The 16839-nt window shown below is 70.8% G+C and carries 16 protein-coding genes and 1 riboswitch; of the genes, 11 read left to right on the forward strand and 5 right to left on the reverse strand.

Annotation, left to right across the window (positions count from 1 at the left end):
* Positions 1-7: 7 nt before the first annotated feature.
* Positions 8-150, reverse strand: a riboswitch (SAM riboswitch).
* Between the two features lie 65 nt (positions 151-215).
* Together ABZW60_RS04560 and ABZW60_RS04565 are read right to left on the reverse strand one after the other, a co-directional pair.
* Positions 216-1442 carry a cation:proton antiporter gene (locus tag ABZW60_RS04560; protein WP_355473984.1) on the reverse strand — a complete coding sequence of 409 codons (1227 nt, stop codon included), beginning with the start codon at positions 1440-1442 and terminating at the stop codon, positions 216-218.
* Positions 1443-1464: 22 nt separating this feature from the next.
* Positions 1465-2412 carry a DNA-3-methyladenine glycosylase 2 family protein gene (locus ABZW60_RS04565; RefSeq protein ID WP_355473986.1) on the reverse strand — a complete coding sequence of 316 codons (948 nt, stop codon included), beginning with the start codon at positions 2410-2412 and terminating at the stop codon, positions 1465-1467.
* A 46-nt stretch (positions 2413-2458) separates the two neighbouring features.
* On the opposite strand from ABZW60_RS04565, the gene ABZW60_RS04570 reads away from it, so the two are divergent.
* Entirely contained in the window at positions 2459-2926 is a 468-nt protein-coding gene (locus ABZW60_RS04570) for a hypothetical protein (RefSeq protein ID WP_355473988.1), read from the forward strand.
* Here the strand turns inward: ABZW60_RS04570 and otsB are convergent.
* Genes otsB through ABZW60_RS04585 form a run of 3 tightly spaced genes read right to left on the reverse strand, consistent with a single transcriptional unit; the run spans position 2892 to position 4716 of the window.
* Entirely contained in the window at positions 2892-3725 is an 834-nt protein-coding gene (gene otsB / locus ABZW60_RS04575) for a trehalose-phosphatase (protein WP_355473990.1), read from the reverse strand. The genes ABZW60_RS04570 and otsB overlap by 35 nt on opposite strands.
* Entirely contained in the window at positions 3722-4405 is a 684-nt protein-coding gene (locus ABZW60_RS04580) for a LytR C-terminal domain-containing protein (protein WP_355473992.1), read from the reverse strand. The genes otsB and ABZW60_RS04580 overlap by 4 nt, the downstream gene beginning before the upstream one ends.
* 2 nt (positions 4406-4407) lie before the next feature.
* The gene (locus ABZW60_RS04585) at positions 4408-4716 is read right to left on the reverse strand and encodes a DUF3263 domain-containing protein (protein ID WP_355473994.1); all 309 of its coding nucleotides are present in this window, start codon (positions 4714-4716) and stop codon (positions 4408-4410) included.
* Positions 4717-4784: 68 nt separating this feature from the next.
* On the opposite strand from ABZW60_RS04585, the gene ABZW60_RS04590 reads away from it, so the two are divergent.
* The 10 genes from ABZW60_RS04590 to ABZW60_RS04635 all read left to right on the forward strand — a co-directional run bounded on the left by ABZW60_RS04590 (position 4785) and on the right by ABZW60_RS04635 (position 16815).
* The gene (locus tag ABZW60_RS04590; protein ID WP_355473996.1) at positions 4785-6269 is read left to right on the forward strand and encodes an amidase; all 1485 of its coding nucleotides are present in this window, start codon (positions 4785-4787) and stop codon (positions 6267-6269) included.
* A complete protein-coding gene (locus tag ABZW60_RS04595) occupies positions 6260-7261 on the forward strand; it encodes a Gfo/Idh/MocA family oxidoreductase (protein ID WP_355473997.1) in 1002 nt (333 codons plus the stop codon). Before ABZW60_RS04590 ends, ABZW60_RS04595 begins: the two co-directional genes overlap by 10 nt.
* A gap of 8 nt (positions 7262-7269) precedes the next feature.
* Positions 7270-8667, forward strand: coding sequence for a trehalose-6-phosphate synthase (locus tag ABZW60_RS04600; protein ID WP_355474485.1), 1398 nt, complete (start codon positions 7270-7272; stop codon positions 8665-8667).
* Positions 8654-10075, forward strand: a complete 1422-nt coding sequence (locus ABZW60_RS04605) for an FGGY family carbohydrate kinase (RefSeq protein WP_355473999.1) — start codon at positions 8654-8656, stop codon at positions 10073-10075. Before ABZW60_RS04600 ends, ABZW60_RS04605 begins: the two co-directional genes overlap by 14 nt.
* A 180-nt stretch (positions 10076-10255) precedes the next feature.
* The gene (locus ABZW60_RS04610; RefSeq protein WP_355474001.1) at positions 10256-11533 is read left to right on the forward strand and encodes a sensor histidine kinase; all 1278 of its coding nucleotides are present in this window, start codon (positions 10256-10258) and stop codon (positions 11531-11533) included.
* On the forward strand, positions 11436-12116 hold the full coding sequence (locus ABZW60_RS04615) for a response regulator transcription factor (RefSeq protein WP_355474003.1): 681 nt from the start codon (positions 11436-11438) through the stop codon (positions 12114-12116). The genes ABZW60_RS04610 and ABZW60_RS04615 overlap by 98 nt, the downstream gene beginning before the upstream one ends.
* 81 nt (positions 12117-12197) lie before the next feature.
* On the forward strand, positions 12198-14381 hold the full coding sequence (locus ABZW60_RS04620) for an MMPL family transporter (protein ID WP_355474004.1): 2184 nt from the start codon (positions 12198-12200) through the stop codon (positions 14379-14381).
* A 58-nt stretch (positions 14382-14439) separates the two neighbouring features.
* The gene (gene panD, locus ABZW60_RS04625; protein ID WP_355474006.1) at positions 14440-14856 is read left to right on the forward strand and encodes an aspartate 1-decarboxylase; all 417 of its coding nucleotides are present in this window, start codon (positions 14440-14442) and stop codon (positions 14854-14856) included.
* Positions 14857-14914: 58 nt separating this feature from the next.
* On the forward strand, positions 14915-16369 hold the full coding sequence (locus tag ABZW60_RS04630; protein WP_355474008.1) for an aminopeptidase P family protein: 1455 nt from the start codon (positions 14915-14917) through the stop codon (positions 16367-16369).
* A 23-nt stretch (positions 16370-16392) separates the two neighbouring features.
* On the forward strand, positions 16393-16815 hold the full coding sequence (locus tag ABZW60_RS04635) for a GNAT family N-acetyltransferase (protein ID WP_355474010.1): 423 nt from the start codon (positions 16393-16395) through the stop codon (positions 16813-16815).
* Positions 16816-16839: the final 24 nt, after the last annotated feature.

Below are 16839 nucleotides of genomic sequence, written 5' to 3' on the forward strand. Positions count from 1 at the left end.
GGTTCCCCTCTCATCTTCCCCGGGAGCCGGATCTCGGCGCGGGACGGATTTGGCACCGTTCCCTCGCCGAGCTGGCCCCGGACGGGGTCTCGACGGGGAGGGTTGCCGGGACGTCAACGGGCCGTTTCCCTCAGTCCCTCTGGATGAGCTCCCCCGAGATTACCCAATCGGGTCCATATTGTGTCTTGTGATCCCATCATCCGAGACGCGAGATCTCAGCTCCGGCGCTCCAGGAACCGCATCACCGGCGTCGCCGCGATGCCGTGCAGGACCACGCTCAGGATCACGGTGAACCCCAGTGTCGCCCACAGCCACGGCAGCTCGTCCCGGAAGTGCACCCCGACCGCCGCGAGGTAGTACACCGACGACACGCCCCGCACCCCGAACGCCGCCGTCGCCCAGCGCTCCGACCGGCGCAGCCCCGACCGTGCGAGCGACAACCACCCGAACACGGGCCGAACCACGAGCACCAGCAGTACGCCGAGCGCGGCGCCGGTGAGCGTCAACGGCTCCAGCAGCCCGGCGGTGACCGCGGCGCCGAGCAGGAGCAGGACACCCCACGTGAGGATGTGTTCGAGCTCACCGATGAAGTTGTGCAGCTCCCCGTGGAACTCGTGCTTGCTCTCCACCGACCGGAGCGTGAGCGCCGCGACGAACACCGCGATGAAGCCGTACCCGTGCAGCACCTGGGTGAGCCCGTACACACCAACAGTCATCGCCAGCGCGAGCACCGGCTCCCGCGACTCCGACAACCGCAGGCTCCGGGACGGCGCCGAGAACGTCATCCGCCCGAGCAACCAGCCGGCGCCGAACCCGACCGCGACCCCGATCACGGACTTCCCGACCACGTCCCAGGCGATCCACTGCCACGGCGAGAGGCTCTTGGTCGCGACGAACACCGCCAGGTAGACGAACGGTGCGGCGAGCCCGTCGTTCAGCCCGGCCTCGGACGTGAGCGCGAACCGCACCTCGTCCTCCTCGTCGAGCTCGGCGTCCTCGCCGGTCGTCGGCCCCTCCACCTGGACGTCGGACGCCAGCACCGGATCCGTCGGCGCCAGGACGGCCGCGATCAGGAGCGCGGTGGCCGGGGCGATGCCGAGCAGCCACCCGACGCCCGTCAGCGCGGCGATCCCGGCCGGCATCGCAACGAACAGCAGCCGCCAGGTGACCGCCCAGGTGAGCAGGCTGAGCGGCCGGTCGATCGCCAGGCCGACGCCCATCAACGCGACGATCACGGTCAGCGCCGCCAGGTGTTTCGTCAGCGTGGGTTGGGCGATCGGGCTGAGGTGGGCGCGGTCGACCGCGAGCCCGAGGAGCAGGCCCGCGCCGAGGAACGCGATCGGCGCGGAAACGGCGTACCGGGCCAGCAATCGCGGCAGCACGGCCCCGAGCAGCAGTGCCAGGCCTGCCACGAGATACAGGCCGTCCCCGTCGATGATCATCGTCAGGCACCTGTGCCCAGCGCTACCTCAGGCGATGCGTGGCCCCCGGCGTGTGGGTGGGCAGGGACTTGCGCGGCCCGAACCGCGGATGACCGATACCCGCCAGTTCGATCAGGCGCTGCACCCGGAAACGGTGACCGCGGTACGGCTCGATCAGTTCGGCGCAGCCGTCGTCGTCGAGCTCCTCGCCGATCAAGGCGTACGACACGTTCCGCGAGACGTGATAGTCCGCGAACGAGAACGCGTCGGCGTCGCCATGCGCCCGCTGCCGCACCTCGGCCGCCGTCCACACGCCGACTCCCGGCAACGACCGCAGCCGCCGCTCGATCTCCTCGGAGTCGCTCAGCTCGAGCGTCCGCTCCAGCGCCTTCGCGCGCGTCGCGGCCGTGATGACGACCCGCGATCGCCGGCCCTCGACGCCCGCGCGCAGCCACTGCCACGACGGGATCTGCCGCCACTCCTCCGGCGCGGGCGGCACCATCATCACCCGGCTGCCCTGCTGATGAGGCCCCGGCGCGGGCTCCCCGTACTCCCGCAGCAGCAGCCGCCACGCCCGGAACGCCTCCTTGCCGGTCACCACCTGCTCGATCCCGGCGGCCGCCATCGCCTCGAACACCGCCCGCGTCCGCGGCACCCGCAGATGCGGGAACCGGCGCGCCGCGTCCACCAGCACCCGGTGCTCGGGCAGCGGCTCGAACCCGTCCCAGCTGTCCCCGTCACCCAGCAGCTCCGGCACCCCGTCGAGCGCCCACTGCGCGCCCGGCCCCCAGGCCTCCGCCTCGACGGATCCGGCAGACGGCGTCAGTCGGAGCAGCACCGGCCCCTCCGGGGTCCGCGTCGCCCGCCACACGGTCCGCCGCGCCGGATCGAACACGTACGCCGGATCGCCGGGCCCCTTGCGCAACCCGCCGATCACCGACTGCGGATCCACCACCCGCCCAGGCCGCCAGACCCGCACCACCGAACTCACCCGCCAAGTCTTACCCACCGCTCCGACAGAATTCATACTGATCCCCATGAGCGCCTGGCAGTGGGTGAAGGTGGTGGGCAACTTCCTCAATCTGTCCACCGTGGCCGGCGCGTTCGTCGGTGTGCTCGGGCGGGCCAAGTTCACCCGCGGACCGCGGGGGTTGTTCTTCGCCAACGAGTACAAGCTGGGCTTCCCGATCGCCGGCGCGTTCACGATCGGCAACGTGATCCTCAGCAAGCACGACCGCTCGTACTTCGACGACGCGGCGCTGGTCCGGCACGAGGAGCGGCACTCGTGGCAGTACTTCTGCCTGATCGGCCTGCTGATGCTCCCGCTGTACGTCGTGGGTGTGGTCGTCTCGTTCCTGCTCACCGGCGACCCGGCGTCGCGGAACCCGTTCGAGCGGCTCGCGGGGCTCAAGGACGGCGGCTACGTCGAGCGGCCGATCCAGCCGATCGGCAAGACCGTGACGCAGGCGTTCAGCGTGCTGAGATCGCGTCCGAAAGAGCCGTGAGCACGGTCACCACACCGCTCGGGTCGTCGACGACGACGTCCGCGGCCTCGATCAGCTCGGTGGCGTTCGAGGACCGCGTGGCCAGCAGTACGGCCCGCAGCCCGGTCTCCCGCTCCGCCTGGATCGCCTGGTACGCCGCGAGGTCGCCCAGGTCGTCCCCGGCGTACAGGATGGACCGCGCGCCGGTCGACTCGATCAGACCGCGCAGCGCGACACCCTTGTCGATGCCGGGCGGCCGCAGCTCGAGCACGAGATTGCCCGGCTCCAGCCTCAGCTCGGTCTCCTCGGCCAGCGCGGCCAGCGGCGCGCGCAGCAGTTCGAAGGCGCCGGCCGGATCGTCCAGCCGACGGGTGTGCACCGCCAGCGAGCTTTCCTTGTCCTCCACGAACGCGTCCGGTACGCCGGCCTCGCGCAGCAGCTCCGGCAACCTGTCCCGGGCGGTCATGACACCGGGCGGCACCGGCTCGCTCGTCACCTTGCCGGTGGCGGCCTCCCAGCGCTCCAGCCCGTAGTGGCCGAGGACGACGAGATTCCCGAGACCCGGGTGTCCACTGACCCCGGACAGCTCGGTGGCGACCAGCGCGGGCCGGCCGGTGACGATCGCGACCTGGTTCACGGTCCGGGCGAGCCGGGCCAGCGCGTCCAGGGCGCCCTCGACCGGGCGGGACAGTGCCGGGTCCTCGACGAGCGGCGAGAGGACACCGTCGAAGTCGGTCGAGATCACGGCACTCGCCGGGTCCGAGACGATGGCCTCCCAGCCTTCCCGTCCCGCGTCGGTCTGGATGACCGGAGTGCTCATCCTGAGTAGTCCGAAGTCAGGATGACAGTCAGGCGATCCTTCTTCATGTTGTCCAGCGCGCCCTTGGTCCGGCCGACGCCGAGGTCGCGGGCGAGCTGGTTCGCGGCGTCGAGCATGCCCGGCGGGTAGTACACCGTGCTCTCGGCGATCTTGCCGTGCCAGTTGTCCGGTGAGCCCGCCACGGTCCAGCCGGCCTGCCGCGCCCGGCTCGCGACCGAGTCGGCGAGGCCCTTCTGCGAGGTGTTGTTGTACACCTCGATCGCCGGGCGCTCCTCGGCCGGGATCGTCACCGGCTGGGTCGGCTTCGGCGGCTGCGTGGACTGGCTCGGTTGCGTGGTCTGTGTCGGCTCGCTCGTCTGGCTCGGCTCGGTCGACGGCGGCTCGCTGCTGGGAGCCGTGGTCGGCTCGGGGGTCGGCTCGGTGGTGGGCTTGGTCGACGGCTTCGGCACGCTGGCCCCGACCGTCGACGGTCCGGCGGACGGCTTCTCCGAGGCCTTCGGCGTACTCGCACCGGCCGGCTTCTCGTCGGCCTTGCTGTCGTTGCCCCGGGTCCCGAACAGCACGAGCAGCCCGGCCACGATCGCGACCACGGCAGCCACGGCGACGAGGGACGACAGGACCTGCCCTTGGTCGCCCCGCGAGCGCGGAGCAGCAAGGCACGCCCTGAGGCGGCGGGACATGGTCAGACCTCGATGCCCAGGCGGCGTGCGGAGCGGGCGCGCTGACGTGCGGCGCGGAGGCGGCGCAGGCGCTTGACCAGCAGCGGGTCGTGCGCGAGGGCCTCGGGGCGGTCGATGAGCGCGTTCAGGACCTGGTAGTAGCGGGTCGCCGACATCTGGAACTGGTCCCGGATCGCCTGCTCCTTCGCCCCGGCGTACTTCCACCAGTGCCGCTCGAAGGCAAGGATCTGGCCGTCACGCTCCGAGAGTCCGGCGATGACCGGCGGCGCAGCTTCGGCGGGGCCGGGAGAGCTGGCGTTGGCGCTGTCCATCTGCTGCTGACTCCTGTGCGGTCGGTGATCGTCCGTCCGCCTGCCACTCTACGTGCAGAACAACAGCGATGTCATTCACCGCTCGACCGACACGAAGCGTGTCGCTGACGAGACAACCGGACCCGGTCAACTCTGGCAGGATCGTTCGAGTGAGCTCAACTCCCTCCAGCGTGGCGCTCGTGGAGGAGTTGCAGGGGCGGATTCGTGAGGTCGACCAACTGGTCAACGCCGTCTGCACTCCGAACCCCGCGGCGCTCACCGATGCCGCCCGTCTCGACACAGAGCGTGACGAAGGCCGGGTCCGCGGCCCGCTGCACGGCGTTCCCGTGCTGGTCAAGGACAACATCGACACGGCCGACCTGCCGACCACGGCCGGCTCGCTGGCGCTGGCCGACCAGCCACCGCCGCCCCGCGACGCAGCGCTGGTCCGGCGGCTGCGCGAGGCGGGCTGCGTGATCCTGGGCAAGACCAACCTGAGCGAGTGGGCGAACTTCCGCGGCTCGGCCTCCTCGTCCGGCTGGAGCGCGTACGGCGGCCTCACCCGCAACCCGTACGCGTTGAACCGGTCGGCGGGCGGCTCGTCGTCCGGGTCCGGCGCGGCCGTCGCGGCCGGGCTCGCCGAGTACGCCATCGGCACCGAGACGAACGGCTCGATCGTCTGCCCGGCCGCATTGAACGGCGTGGTCGGCCTGAAGCCCACCGTCGGGCTGATCCCCCAGCAGGGCATCGTCCCGATCTCCCACTCGCAGGACACCGCCGGACCGATGACGAGGACGGTCACCCAGACGGCCGCCCTGCTCTCGGTCCTCACCGGCGGCCACACCGACTACACCGACTACTGCCGTGGCACGGACCTGAGCAACGTGCGCATCGGCGTACCGCGCGGGCCGCTGTGGGGCTACTCGACGGGCCTGGACCAGGTCACCGAGCGAGCGCTGGAGCTCCTCAGCCGGTGCGGAGCGACGCTGGTCGACCACCTGTCGTTGCCGACGCCAGGCGGCGACGAGGACCAGCTGCACGTCCTCTCCCACGAGCTGAAGGTCGACCTGACGGCGTACCTCGCCACCCGGGCGCCCGGCGGGCCACGGACCCTGGACGACCTGATCGCGTTCAACAAGGACCATGCGGACCAGGAGCTGCGGTGGTTCGGTCAGGAGCTGTTCGAGCGGGCCGCGGCCACCGAGGGGCTGGACGCCCCGGTGTACGTCGCCGCGCGCCTGACCGCGCTCCGCGCCGGGCGGGACGGGATCGACAACCTGCTCCGCGACAACCAGCTCGACGCGCTGGTCTGTCCGTCGTACTCACCGGCCTGGGCGATCGACCTGGTGAACGGCGACCACGTCCTCGGCAGCTCCTCGTCGCATGCCGCTTTGGCGGGCTATCCGCTGCTGTCGGTGCCGTCGGGAACGGTCGCCGGGCTGCCGGTCGGGATCACGATCAGCGGGACGGCGCGAAGTGAGGTCACGCTCATTCGCTTGGCTCACGCCTTCGAAACCGCGAGAATCGTTGCAGACGGACCGTTCCCGACCCCGGAGTTCACACAGTGGGTATAGATCGCGTCAGGTGGGGAATCGTTGCAACCGGCAACATTTCGACCCAGTTCACGCACGATCTGGCGCTGCTCCCGGACGACGCCGTCGCGACCGCGGTGGCGTCCCGCTCCCAGGAGAGCGCGCGGAAGTTCGCGGCCGAGTTCGGCATCCCGCACGCGTACGACGACTACCGCCGGCTGATCGACTCCGGCGAGGTCGACGTCATCTACATCGGCACGCCGCACCCGCAGCACTACGCGATCGCCCGGACGGCGTTGCAGGCCGGCGTCGCGGTCCTGTGCGAGAAGCCGGTCACGCTGACCGCCGCGCAGGCCCGGGACCTGATCGCGGTCGCCACCGAGCACAAGACGCTGTTCGCCGAGGCGATGTGGATGCGCACCAACCCGGTGATCCAGGCAATGTTCGCGGACCTCGGGCGCGGGGTGATCGGCGAACCGCAGCAGGTGGTCGCGGACTTCGCGTTCCACAAACCTTCACTGCCGGTTCGCCTGCTCGACCCGGCGCTCGGGGGAGGCTCGCTGATGGACGGCGGGATCTACCCGATGACGTTCGCCTACCTGGCGCTCGGCCGCCCCGCGGAGGTGAAGGCCGTCGGTTCGCTCAACCAGGACGGGATCGACCTGAACGTCGCGATGGCCTGGCGCTACGACTCCGGCGCGGTCGCCGCGCTGACCTGCGGCCTGCGCTCGCAGAACCCCTGGGTCGCGTCGATCAGCGGCCCGGACGGCAACCTGCAGCTCCCGCACCGCTTCCACCACCCCGAGTACTACGTGCGCACGACCGCCTCCGGAGCGGAGCGGATCGACGTCCCGACGCATGGTCGTGGGTACCACTATGAGGCGGCAGAAGTGATGCGTGCGCTGTGCCAGGGACTGATCGAGGTTCCGGCTCTCCCCCACGCCGGCACGCTCGAGATCCTCGAACTGCTCGACGAGACCCGGAGCCAGATCGGGGTGCGCTACCCCGGTGACGACGACGACCTGAGTGGATGACGCTGAAGATGCCGAACGGTAGGAGTTCCTTCGTAGTGGTGGCCAACCGGCTGCCGGTCGACCGGATCGAGATGCCCGACGGCAGTACCGCGTGGCGCCGAAGTCCCGGCGGCCTGGTGACCGCGCTGGCGCCGGTGATGCAGGGCCACCACGGCGCCTGGATCGGCTGGACCGGCAGCCCCGACGAGAAGCTGGACCCGTTCGACAACGACGGCATGCATCTGGTGCCGGTGATGCTGTCCGCCGAGGACGTGCAGCTGTACTACGAGGGTTTCTCGAACGCGACGCTCTGGCCGCTCTACCACGACGTGATCGTGGCGCCGGAGTTCCACCGCGAGTGGTGGGAGTCGTACGTCGCGGTGAACCGGCGGTTCGCGGAGGCCGCCGCTGACGCCGCCGACGACAACGCCGACGTCTGGGTGCACGACTACCAGCTGCAGCTGGTCCCGGCGATGCTGCGCCGACTGCGTCCCGACGTCCGGATCGGCTTCTTCCTGCACATCCCGTTCCCGCCGACCGAGCTGTTCGCGCAGATGCCATGGCGGCGGCAGATCCTGGACGGACTGATGGGCGCGGACCTGGTCGGTTTCCAGCGCCCCGGCGCGGCGTCGAACTTCGCCCGGCTGGCCCGCAACCGGATGGGCCTGCGGACCCGCGGCGACCGCATCCACCTGCCGGACGACCGGATCGTCCGGGCCAAGGCGTTCCCGATCTCGATCGACGTCAACGAGCTGGAGAACCTCGCCCGGCAGCCGGAGACCAACGCCCGGGCGGCCGAGATGCGCGAGGAGGTCGGCAACCCGACGCACATCCTGCTCGGCGTCGACCGGCTCGACTACACCAAGGGCATCCGGCAACGGCTGCGGGCGTTCGGCGAGTTGCTGGACGAGAAGCGGATCTCGGTCGACGACGCGGTGTTCATCCAGGTCGCGACGCCGTCGCGGGAGCGCGTCGAGCAGTACCGGGTGCTGCGCGACGAGATCGAGCTGCTGGTCGGGCGGATCAACGGCGAGCACGGCCGGATCGGGACGCCGGCGATCAACTACCTGCACACGTCGTACTCGCGGACCGAGATGGCCGCGCTGTTCCGGGCCGCGGACGTCGCGGTCGTGACACCGTTGCGGGACGGTATGAACCTGGTCGCCAAGGAGTACGTGTCGACGCGGTACGACGACACCGGGGCGCTCGTGCTGAGCGAGTTCGCCGGGGCGGCGGACGAGTTCCGGCAGGCCTTCCTGGTGAACCCGCACGACATCAACGGGATGAAGGACACGATCGTCGACGCGATGAACACCGACGACCGGCAGCTCGGCCGCCGGATGAAGGCGATGCGCAAGCACCTGGCCGCCCACGACGTGAACGTCTGGGCGCAGTCCTTCCTGAAGGCCCTGCATGACGAGGACTGACGGGAGGGTCCTGGCGCTCGACCTCGGTACGTCGTCCGCCCGGGCCCTCGTGCTGTCCGCCGACGACGCGGCACCGATTCCCGGCGCGCTCGCACGGCACAAGATCTCCCCGGCCTACGGCCACGACGGCTCGGCCACGCTCGACCTGCACGAGTACGTCGAAGGCCTGCTCGGCTGTCTCGACGAGCTCGAGCAGAACGGCCACCTGGACGGTATCGGCGCGATCGTGCTGTCCTCGCAGTGGCACTCCATCGTTGCCCTCGACAACAAGGGCGTGGCGCTGACGCCGGTGATCACCTGGGCCGACACCCGCTCGGTCGACCTCGGCCTCGGCACGTCGTTCGACGAGCACGCCTTCCACGCCCGCACCGGCGCCTGGCTGCACCGGCTGTACTGGACCCGCCGGATCCCCTGGCTGCTGTCCACCGGCTCGGCTGACCAGTTCGCCGGCCTGCCCGACCTGGTGCTGGAGCGGCTGACGGGCGAGCGCGTCACCTCGGTCTCGGTCGCGTCCGGGACCGGCACGCTCGACCTCGCCACGGGCGCGTACGACGACGAGGCGCTCGAGATCGCCGGTGTGACCGCCGACCGGCTGCCGCAGATCGTGCCGACCGGGTGGACGGGCACGCTGTCGGCCGAGTACGCGCGCCGCTGGCCCGGCCTGGTCGGCGTACCGGTGCATCCGCCGACCGGTGACGGAGCCGCGTCGAACGTCGGCACCGGCGGGTATGACGCCGGCACCGCCGCGGTGACCGTGGGGACCTCGGCCGCCGTCCGGGTCGTGCACCCGATCGAGAACGCGCCGGACCTGCCGTGGGAGCTGTGGCGGTACCGGGTCGACGACAAGCGCGCCGTGACCGGTATGGCGTTCTCCGCGGCGGGAAACCTGCACGCGTGGCTGACCGGCGTACTGCGGCTGGAATCCGACGAGCCCACCGGCGTCGAGATCGGGGCGACGCACGCGATCGCCATCCCGTTCATGGCCGGCACCAGGCCGCCGGCGGTGGTGCCGGGCGGGTCCGGGGTGTACTTCGGCCTGTCGTTCGACGACACCCCGGCGGATCTGCTCGCCGCGGCCCTGCAAGGTGCCTCGCTGGAGATCGACCGCGGGCTGCGGACCCTCGACTCGCTGTTCGGGCAGCAACTGGACGTCGTACTGGGCGGCGGCGGGATCGACGCCTCGGAGTGGTGGCGCCGCTGCCTGACCGCGACGTTCGCCCGGCCGACCACGGTCTGCGCCGAGCCCGAGGTCGGCGCCCGCGGCGCGGCCGCCGTGGCGCTCGGCCTCTCCCCCGAGCCGGGCGGCGAACACCTCACCCCGGTCGAGGCCGAGGTCACCCGCCTCGCCGACCTGCGGGCGCGCTACGAGGCCCTGCGCGAGCTGGCTGTTCAGGCTTCGGCTCTCTGAATCGGCAGCTCGACAGGATGTGTCCGGTCGGTCCGGCCGCGCTCACGCTCAGCGGAGCGGCCGATCCCGCCAGGTGGGCGTATACGTACTGTCGAGCTGCAGCTCTACTGCGTCTGCGGTAGGGCGGGGATACCGCCGCAGGACGAGGCGGTCCGGAGAGCGGACCCGTACTGTGAAGGGATGGAGCGGCTCATCCGGTTCTGCCGTGCCTCGGCGCGGCATCCGCTGGCGCTGGACCTTGCTCTTGCCCTGACGATCCTGCTGATCAACCTGCTGGTTCCCGGCGGCAAGCACGTCGGCGAGCGGATCGAGCTGAACGCGACGGTCGTCGTCCTGGCCGTGGTGGGTGCCGTTGCGCTCACGTTCCGGCGACGGGCGCCGATCACTGTGCTGGTGGTGACGACGGGGGTTGCGATCGCCTTCGTCATCGCCGAGCAGGCCAAGAGCCCGATCGTGCTCTTCATGGGCGTCGCGGTCTACACCGTCGTCCTGTCGACGGACGACCGTCTGACCCGCTGCGTGGTGGTCATCGGCACGGCCCTGGCGACGCTGGTCGCCGAGGCCTTGTTCGTCAGCGGGGACGTCCTGGACAACCTCGGTCTGGTCTTCTTCGTGCTGTTCTCGGGCGCGATCGGCGAGGCGGTGCGGAACCGGCGCGCCTGGCTGGTGGAGCTCGAGGAGCGGGCGCTGCGGGCCGAACGGTCGCGGGACGAGGAGGCGCAGCGGCGGGTGATCGAGGAGCGGTTGCGGATCGCGCACGAGCTGCACGACGTCATCGCTCATCACATCGCTTTGATGAACGTGCAGTCCGGGGTCGCGGCCCACGTCCTGCGAACCCAGCCCGACGAGGCCGAGCGCGCGCTGGCCCTGGTCCGGTCCGGCGGCCGCACGGTGCTCCAGGAACTGACCGTTCTCCTCGGCGTACTCCGCCGCTCCGGCTCCCCACTCCCCACCGCGCCGGCCCCTTCACTGAACGAGCTGGACGCCCTCATCCACTCCTTCACCGCGGCAGGCGTGGAGGTCAACTGGACCCAACCGCCGGCGCTCGGCGAACTCCCGGACGTCATAGAGCTCACGGCCTACCGAATCGTCCAGGAGTCCCTGACCAACGTCCTGAAACACGCCCCCGGTGCAACAGCCGACGTCCGCATCACCCGCACCCCGACCAGCCTGACGGTAGAGGTAACAGACACCGGTCCGCACCCCGCCGGTCCCGCCGTCACGCACCTGGGGGCCGGGCATGGGCTGATCGGGATGCGTGAGCGGGTTGCCGCCGTGTGCGGCGAGCTGGTGGCTGGGCATGAGCAGGCGGGCGGTTTCGCAGTACGTGCTGTGCTTCCTCTGGAGACTGGAGTTGAAGGTGACGATCAGGGTGTTGCTGGCCGACGACCAGACGCTGATCCGGAGCGGGTTCCGGGTGCTGGTGAGCTCGGCACCAGATCTGGAGGTCGTTGCTGAGGCGTCGAACGGCCGGGACGCCGTCGAGCTCGCGCGGTCCGAGCGGGCCGACGTGGTGCTGATGGACATCCGGATGCCCGAGGTCGACGGCCTCGCCGCGACCCGGATGATCACCGCCGACGAGGCGCTCGCGGGCGTGAAGGTGCTGATCCTGACCACCTTCGAGGTCGACGAGTACGTGTTCGACGCGATCCGCGCCGGCGCCAGCGGCTTCCTCGGCAAGAGTGTCGAGCCGGCCGAGCTGATCGACGCCATCCGGGTGGTTGCCCGCGGCGACGCCCTGCTGTCCCCGAAGGCGGTCCGCGGCCTGATGAACCGCTTCCTGGCCGAACCCACCGCCGGTCACGCGGTCGGCGCGGGCCTGCTCGACGTGCTCACCGACCGCGAGCGCGAGATCGTCGGCCTGGTCGCCCTCGGCCTGTCCAACGACGAGATCGCCGAGCGCCTCGTGCTCTCCCCCTCGACGGCGAAGACTCACGTGAACCGGGCGATGGTGAAACTCGACTGCCGCGACCGCGCCCAGCTCGTCGTCCTCGCGTACCAGACCGGCCTCGTGCGTCCCGGCGTACCGCAGACGCGGTAGCCGGTACGGCGAACGCGGTACGCCGAGAAGCCCGCGGCCGGCCGACGCGGGCGACGACCGCCCACCGGAAGCATCGGCGGTATGGCTACGTATCTCTACCGCCTCGGCCGTTTCGCCTTCCGCCGGCGACGATTCGTCGTCCTGATCTGGCTCGGGCTGCTCGCCGCGGGGATCGCTGGCGCGGCGACGCTCTCTGGCCAGACCGCCAACGGCTTCTCGATTCCCGGCACCGAGTCGCAGCGTGCCGCGGACCTGCTGAACGAGCGCTTCCCGCAGGCCGGCGCCGACGCCGCGACCGCCCGGATCGTGTTCCAGGCCCCCGCCGGCCAGAAACTCACCGACACGCCGCCGGTCCGGCAGACCCTGGACCGGCTCGCCGCCGCGCCACAGGTCGCCCGCGTCGTGGATCCCTTCACCGCCAAGGCGATCTCACCCGACGGCCGCACCGGCTACGCGCAGGTCACCTACAAGGTCACCGCGCAGGAGATCACCCCGGAAGCGCAGCAGGCGGTCGCCGATGCGGTCGAACCAGCCCGCGCGGCCGGTCTCACGGTCGAGTACGGCGGGGACGCACTGCAGGCGCAGGGCGAGCAGCCGCTCACCGAGGTGATCGGCATCGGCGTCGCCGCCGTCGTGCTGCTGATCACGTTCGGCTCGCTGATCGCCGCCGGCCTGCCGTTGCTCTCAGCAATCATCGGGGTCGGCATCGGGGTGACGGCGATCTCCGTCGTCAGCGGGTTCGTCGACATCGGGTCCGGTACGCCGATCCTCGCGCTGATGATCGGGCTCGCCGTGTCGATCGACTACGCGCTGTTCATCATGTCGCGGTACCGGCACGAGCTCAGCACCGGGCTCGAGCCGGAGGAGGCGGTCGGCCGGGCGGTCGGCACGGCCGGATCGGCCGTGGTCTTCGCGGGTCTGACCGTCGTGATCGCGCTGGCCGGGCTGTTCGTGGTCGACATCCCGTTCCTCACCCAGATGGGTCTGGCCGCCGCGTTCACCGTGGTCATCGCGGTCGCGATCGCGCTCACGTTGCTGCCGGCGCTGCTCGGATTCGCCGGGCGGCGCGTTCTCGGCGGCCGGATTCCCGGTCTACGTGGCGGCGATCCGGAAGCGGCCGGACGGTCGACGGCCGGACGCCGCTGGGCGGGCTTCGTCACCCGCCGCCCGCTGGCCGTGCTGCTGGTGACCGTCATCGGTCTCGGCACGCTCGCGATCCCGGCGACCGATCTCGAGCTCGGCCTGCCCGACGACAGTACGGCGGCGCCGGACTCGACGCAGCGCAAGGCGTACGAGCTGCTCTCGGAGGGCTTCGGGCCCGGGTTCAACGGCCCGCTGATGGTCGTGGTGGACGCCGGCGCGTCGGCCGATCCGCGCGCCGCCGCCACGGCGACCGCGGCCGCCGTCCGCGGGCTGCCGGACGTCACGATGGTGACGCCGCCGGTCTTCAACCCGGCCGGGAACACGGCGCTGCTCACGGTGATCCCGTCGAGCGGGCCGAGTACGCAGGAGACCAAGGACCTGGTGGGGGCGATCCGGTCGCTGCCTGACCAGGACCGCGCCGAGGTGGCGGTCACCGGGGCGACCGCGGTCAGCATCGACATCTCGGACAAGCTCGGCGGTGCGCTGCTGCCGTACCTGTCGCTGATCGTCGGGCTCGCGTTCCTGCTGCTGATGCTGGTGTTCCGCTCGATCCTGGTGCCGCTGAAGGCGACGCTCGGGTTCCTGCTCACCGTGGTGGCGACGTTCGGCGCCCTGGTCGCGGTGTTCCAGTGGGGCTGGCTGGCCGGGCTGTTCGGGATCGAGGGGCAGACCGGGCCGGTGATCAGCATGCTGCCGATCTTCCTGATCGGTGTCGTGTTCGGGCTCGCGATGGACTACCAGATCTTCCTGGTGACCCGGATGCGCGAGGAACACGTCCACGGCGCGGCACCGCGCGCCTCCGTCGTCGACGGGTTCTCCCACGGCGCCCGCGTCGTCACCGCGGCGGCCGTGATCATGACCGCGGTCTTCTCCGGCTTCATCCTGTCCGGCGAGACCCTGATCCGCGAGATGGGCTTCGGCCTGGCCCTCGCGGTCGCGATCGACGCGTTCGTGGTCCGGATGACCGTCGTACCGGCGGTGATGGCACTCCTCGGCCGGCGCGCCTGGTACCTCCCCCGCTGGCTCGACCGCCTGCTCCCGAACGTCGACGTCGAAGGCGAGACCCTGCGCCGGAACCTCCCGCCCGTCCCGGCGCCGAAGGAGCCCGAGCCGGCGCACTGAACCGGTTGGGTGATGGCGGCCACTGACAGAAGCCCGGATGGGCCGGATCATGGCCGCCATGTGGCGCGAACTGATGAAGTCGAAGGTGCACCGGGCGACGGTGACGCAGGCGGACCTGGACTACGTCGGGTCGTGCACGCTGGATGCCGAGCTGATGGCGGCGGCCGACCTGCTGCCGGGCGAGAAGGTGGACATCGTCGACATCACCAACGGCGCGCGGCTGTCGACGTACCTGATCGAGGGGCCGCGCGGGTCCGGGATCGTCGGTATCAACGGGGCGGCGGCGCACCTGATCCACCCGGGCGACCTGGTGATCCTGATCGCGTACGGGATGTTCGACACCGCCGAGGCGAAGGTCTTCGAACCGAGCGTAGTCTTCGTGGACGAGCACAATGCGATCACCCGCATCGGCTCCGACCCCGCCGAGGCGCTGCCCGACACCGGCACCCTGCGCGGGGACGAACTGCATCCGTAGCCACGAGTAGCCACGACCGGCGCCACCACCGCCGCGCCGAGATGAGGACTGGTCGACGATGACCGAGACGACCGAGGCCGCTGAGGCCACTGAGACCACAGCGCCGAAGACGGCCTCGCACGACAACGAGCCGAGCCCGAAGCTGCGCGCGTTCATGAACTCCGGCTGGGCCGACTCCGAGCGGCACGATCTGTCACTGGCCGATGCCGGCGTGTGGGCGGCGAAGCGCCGGGACGCGCTGTCCCAGGCGTTCCCGGGCGAGCGCCTGGTGATCCCGGCCGGCACCTACAAGGTCCGCTCGAACGACACCGACTACGTCTTCCGCCCGCACACCGACTACGTCTGGCTGACCGGCAACCAGACCTCCGACGCGGTGCTCGTCCTGGAGCCGAACGGCACCACCGGCCACGACGCGGTGCTGTACTTCCGCCCGCGCGCCGACCGCTCGCAGGGCGAGGAGTTCTGGCGCGACCGGATGTACGGCGAGCTGTGGGCCGGCCGGCGGCCGTCGCTGACCGAGACCGCGAAGGAGTTCGGGATCGAGACGCGGCACGTCGACCAACTGGCCGACGCGCTGAAGAGCGACGTACCGACGCGGGTGCGGCGCGACGAGGACCAGTCGCTCGCGGCGCTGCTGACCGGCGCCCGCACGGACGACCTGAAGGACAACGAGCTGGCGGCGACGCTGTCGGAGCTGCGGCTGGTCAAGGACGCGTACGAGCTCGAGCAGTTGCGGGACGCGGTCGCGATCACGCACCGCGGCTTCTCCGACGTCCTCGCCGAGATGGACAAGGTCCGGCAGTACGGCGAGCGCTGGATCGAGGGCACGTTCTGGCGCCGGGCGCGCGCCGAGGGGAACGACGTCGGCTACACGTCGATCGCCGCGGCCGGCCCGCACGCGACCACGCTGCACTGGATCGAGAACGACGGCCCGGTGAACGACGGCACGCTGATGCTGCTCGACATGGGCGTGGAGAACCGGCAGCTGTACACCGCCGACATCACCCGAACGCTCCCGGTGAACGGCGAGTTCACGCCGCGCCAGCGGGACCTGTACCAGCTCGTCCTCGACGCGCAGAACGCCGGCATCGCGGCGCTCACTCCGGGAGCCGCGTTCCGCGCCGGGCACGAGGCGGCGATGGAGGTCATCGTCCGCGGCCTCGACGCGATGGAGCTGCTGCCGGTGTCGGCCGAGGAGGCACTCGACCCGGAGAGCCGCCTCTACCAGCGGTACACGCTGCACGGCGTCAGCCACATGCTCGGCCTCGACGTCCACGACTGCGCCGCGGCCCGCGACGAGAACTACCGCAAGGGCACCGTCCAGCCCGGCTACGTCCTCACCGTCGAGCCCGGCCTCTACTTCCAGTCCGACGACCTGACCGTCCCCGAGGACCTCCGCGGCATCGGCATCCGGATCGAGGACGACATCCTCATCACCGACAACGGCCCGGAGAACCTCTCCGAGGCCATGCCCCGCACTGTCGACGGCATCCAGAACTGGATGGCCTCCTAGCCCGAGTCTGGTAGGAAGAGCCGGTGCACATCATCGGGAGCGAGCTGACGGCAGCGCAGTTGTACGACGTGCTCCGGTTGCGCGTCGACGTGTTCGTCGTCGAGCAGGAGTGTGCGTACCCGGAGCTCGACGGGCGCGACCTGCTCGCCGGTACGCATCACCTGTGGATCGAGGAGCAGGGCGCGATCCAGTCGTACCTGCGGTTGCTGACCGAGCCCGGCCGGATGCGGATCGGCCGGGTGGCGACCGCCGCGCAGGCCCGCGGCCGGGGGCTGGCGGCGCAGCTCATGAAGGACGCCCTGGAGATCGTCGGCGACACCGACAGCGTCCTCGACGCGCAGACGTACGCCCAGGGCTTCTACGAGAAGTTCGGATACGTTGCCGAGGGCCCCGAGTTCGTCGAGGACGGCATCCCGCACCGGACCATGTGGCGACGGGTGCGCTGATCCCGCCACCTGATCCAGCCACCT

It is taken from the genome of Kribbella sp. NPDC003557 (assembly GCF_040610805.1).
In the GTDB taxonomy this organism is placed as follows: domain Bacteria; phylum Actinomycetota; class Actinomycetes; order Propionibacteriales; family Kribbellaceae; genus Kribbella.